The organism is Pseudarthrobacter sp. CC4 (assembly GCF_048957775.1).
Classification (GTDB): Bacteria; Actinomycetota; Actinomycetes; order Actinomycetales; family Micrococcaceae; genus Arthrobacter.
The window spans coordinates 1-3,630 of sequence record NZ_JARCCZ010000059.1 but is presented as its reverse complement, the minus strand read 5'-3'; the positions used below and the strand labels follow the sequence as shown (position 1 = coordinate 3,630).

At 62.0% G+C, this 3,630-nt stretch carries 4 protein-coding genes; 3 read left to right on the top strand and 1 reads right to left on the bottom strand.

The window, feature by feature from the left end:
- The first annotated feature begins 263 nt into the window (after nt 1–263).
- From PV768_RS21685 to PV768_RS21675, 3 genes are all read left to right on the top strand, one after another.
- The gene (locus tag PV768_RS21685) at nt 264–1,370 is read left to right on the top strand and encodes a tyrosine-type recombinase/integrase (protein ID WP_421094189.1); all 1,107 of its coding nucleotides are present in this window, start codon (nt 264–266) and stop codon (nt 1,368–1,370) included.
- Nucleotides 1,367–1,702 carry a helix-turn-helix domain-containing protein gene (locus tag PV768_RS21680; protein WP_421094188.1) on the top strand — a complete coding sequence of 112 codons (336 nt, stop codon included), beginning with the start codon at nt 1,367–1,369 and terminating at the stop codon, nt 1,700–1,702. The genes PV768_RS21685 and PV768_RS21680 overlap by 4 nt, the downstream gene beginning before the upstream one ends.
- Before the next feature lie 535 nt (nt 1,703–2,237).
- Entirely contained in the window at nt 2,238–3,215 is a 978-nt protein-coding gene (locus tag PV768_RS21675) for a recombinase XerD (RefSeq protein WP_421094187.1), read from the top strand.
- Nucleotides 3,216–3,237: 22 nt separating this feature from the next.
- On the opposite strand, the gene PV768_RS21670 is transcribed toward PV768_RS21675, so the two are convergent.
- Nucleotides 3,238–3,630 (bottom strand): hypothetical protein (locus tag PV768_RS21670; protein WP_421094186.1); only part of this gene is annotated, 393 nt, incomplete at its 5' end.

Sequence of the window (3,630 nt, the reverse complement as noted above, 5' to 3'; positions counted from 1 at the left end):
GTACTCTGCGTATTGCATCAGATGAATCAATCGTCCCGATCCCCCGGATCCGCACAAACTTCTCTCACTTCGTTGAGATTCCGCGGAATTTGCCGCCGGACGGCCTTGGTGTGCCGTTGGCCAGGTGCTGCCTAACGACCGCAAGGCTGAGCCTCGAAGTGGTTACGACGAGCGTCTGACCTGCGGCTTTGCGCTGATGATGCATTTAATGAATCATTGATTCAGGATTTGAGCACAAACTTTGACGGAACTGTGGGGCGAAAATGGCGGTCGACGGGTCCGGACGTGTGCTGCAACTGAGCGGTGTTCAGCTGCTGCATCCCGAGGAACAGACGCTTGAGGACATGCTGGCCGGGTGGCGCAACCAGCAGCTCTCCAGGAACCTCCAGTTCGACACGATCGACAAGGGAATCGCAAGTGTCCGCCGGTTCGTGAACCATGTGAACGAGTTCCCCTGGAACTGGGCACCGGAGCATGTCGAGGAGTATTTCGGTGACCTCCGCTCAATCCACCAGCTGAAGCACTCCACCGTCCGCAGCTATCAGTCCATGCTCCGCCGGTTCACGTCCTACGTGTCAAACCCCGACTACGGCTGGGACCAGGTCTGCGAACAGCGCTTCGGCACACACCCCTCGCAGGTCTTCTTTGACTGGAACACCGCCTCCCACGCACAGGAGTACGAAGGACGCGCCTCCAAGCGGCCCTTCACCAAGACGGAACTGCAGATGCTTTTCGATCACGCCGACGACCAGGTCCAACTCATCGCCGCCTCAGGCAAGAAAGGCTGGCAGGCCGCCTACCGGGACGCCGTCATGCTGAAAATCGCCTACTCATACGGGCTCAGATTCAACGAGCTCAGACACCTGCAAACCATCGACTTTGCGACCAACCCCCAAGCGCGACGGTTCGGCAAGGCAGGCGTCTGCAAGGTCCGGTTCGGCAAATCACGCAAGGGCTCCCCCCACAAACCCCGCAGCGTCCTGACGGTCTTCGACTGGACCGCCGGCGTTCTCGAGGACTGGCTCGCCAACGGACGAGGCACGCTCGACACCTTGGACCTGTTCCCCAGCGAACGCGGCGGCCTAATCTGTGAATCCACCCTGCTGCGCCGGCTCCGGCGTTACCTGGCCGAGCTGGGCCTGCAGACGGATGGGCTGGACCTGCACTCACTCCGGCGCTCCTACGCAACGCACCTGCTGGAAGACGGATGGGATCCTAGATTCGTGCAACATCAAATGGGCCACGAACACGCCTCCACCACCGGGATCTACCAGTTCGTCAGCGACGACTTCCGCAACACGACCCTCCGGGAGGCCCTGGACCGCACCATGGACGAAGTCCTGGGCGTGCAGATGCGAGGCCAGTGGTGAGACGCGAAGTCGAATACAAATGGCGCCTCTCCGAGCTCATGGCAGCCCGAGGACTGCACAACACCACCGACCTCATCCCCCTGCTGGCCGAGCGCGGCATCACCTTGTCCCGGCCACAGGTCTACCGGCTCGTCAACCAAAAACCAGAACGTGTCGCCCTGCAGGTCATCGCCGCGATCTGCGACATCTTCTCCTGCGGACCGGAGGACCTCATCACCGTCACAGCAGCCGACGTCCGCGCCCGCAAAACCGGAACCAGCGCCCCCAACGTCGTCGACCTGAACCGCACCGTTAGACCACGACGGGCGCGCATCATCGACAATGATCACTGACAAGCCCGAAGGCCTAAGTCCCCGCAGCACCAGCCGCGGCCGGCCCCGCACCACCGGGGCTGCTTCCTGCGCACGCTGCGGCCGGGCCGCCGGCAGAACCCGCGCCACCTGGCCCGAAGGCCGAATCTGCGGCCCATGCTTCACCACCGCCACCCGCACCCACGGGACCTGTCCGGAGTGCGGCCAGCACAGACTTCTACCCGGGCCACCGGACATCAGCCGAGGGCCACGCTGCGCGCCCTGCGCCGGCATCCTCCACGACTTTCACTGCACCCGTTGCAATACGGAGGGCGAGTTCTACCGGCGCGGCATATGCTCCCGCTGCGCTCTCCGGGAGGACCTGAACGAACTACTGTCGCCAGGCTCGTCCGGCCCCGGCCCCGAAACAGCCCGCAAAATCGTTGATGTCCTCTGCAAAGCAGACCGGCCTGAAAGCATCATCACGTGGAAACGCTCCCCCAAAGTCCGAGCACTCCTCGGCTCTCTATCGAGCGGGGAGACCCCGCTGACGCACGAAGGACTCGATGCCGCGGCTATGTCAGCGAACCGCGAAGCCAATCACCTGCGCGCCCTGTTCATTCATCACGGACTCCTCCCCTACCAAGACCCGTATCTGGCCCGGTTCGAAACCTGGATTGACGACAAGCTCCGCCACTTGCCCGAGGAGGTCGCCAAACCCGTCGCACAGTTCGCCACCTGGCATCACCTCCGGCGCATCCGGTCCATCACAACACCGGAGAAGAGCGCCCAAGCCCCGGTCCACTCGGCCAAGCAAGAGATCACCGAAACCGTCAAGTTTCTGGACTGGCTCTGGGAAACCCACCAGAGGACGGCGGCGAACTGCACCCAACAAGACATCGAAACCTGGCTCGCAACCGGCCCCACGACCAGAAAAGCCATCCGCACCTTCATCATCTTCATCAAGAACACCGGCACAAACCACAGGGTGGACATGGGGCACTACACAGCCAAAACCCGCCCCGCGATCACCCAGGACCAGCGCGTGGCCTGGCTCCGGGAACTACTCACCGGCACCAGCGAGTCTCTGCCCTACCGAGTCGCCGGCATCCTGCTGCTTCTCTACGCCCAGCCGCTCGTTCGGGTCGCCAAACTCCGGACCGACGCTATCGAAACCAATGAAAGCACCGGCAACATGCGGATCACCTTCGGCCCGCACCCAGTGCCCATTCCCGAACCCTTCGCCGACTTGCTTCGAGAGCACCTTAGAGGCCGTCCGAATCTCAGAACAGGATCAGACGCACAAAGCCCCTGGCTCTTCCCGGGGACCCGGGCCGGACAACCACTTCACCCCAATGGCATCATGGACAGGCTCCGCAGCCTCGGTATCAACCTCCGCGGCGCACGGAACACCACCCTCGACGAACATCTCCTGGCCTCGCCGCCGCCACTGGTCGCAGACGCCCTCGGATATAGCCACCAAGTCGCTTTCCTCCACGCCGACGCAGCAGGCGACGCATGGTCCCGCTACGTCAACCTCCGGGCCAAACCCTGAACGAAGAAGAATAGGGACCAACTTAGGAAAGGTCAGAATCCGTCCTCGTCTTCTTCGATTGCAGCCACATGACCAAGTAGGCGACCGCAAGCACCACTGAGAGAACAGCGAGGATGAGATGCAGATAATCAGGTGTCCCTCGCGCAAAATCAACAGCGGTCCATGAGAGCCAAAGAACGCTATCTATCGACCAAAGAATTGTCCAAAACACTAAGACTCGGCGGCTGGGCCTCGGAGCCTTCTTCCCAGGCTCTGTCAGACCCATCATGTCTGTCATCCGCAACCATGCGTTACGCCGCCCGCTACCGGTCATGGCCCAACGGTAACCTCCACTGAAATGCATGGGAATAGCTGCCGGGGAGACGAAGCCACCGCGAATGAATACGCCCGCTTTCAATCCGCAGGGATGCCAGTA

What these genes read in the sequence shown, in the direction of transcription:
- PV768_RS21685 (WP_421094189.1), top strand. Translation starts at nt 264, where the DNA reads ATGGCGGTCGACGGGTCCGGACGTGTGCTGCAACTGAGCGGTGTTCAG.
- PV768_RS21675 (WP_421094187.1), top strand. Translation starts at nt 2,238, where the DNA reads ATGTCAGCGAACCGCGAAGCCAATCACCTGCGCGCCCTGTTCATTCAT.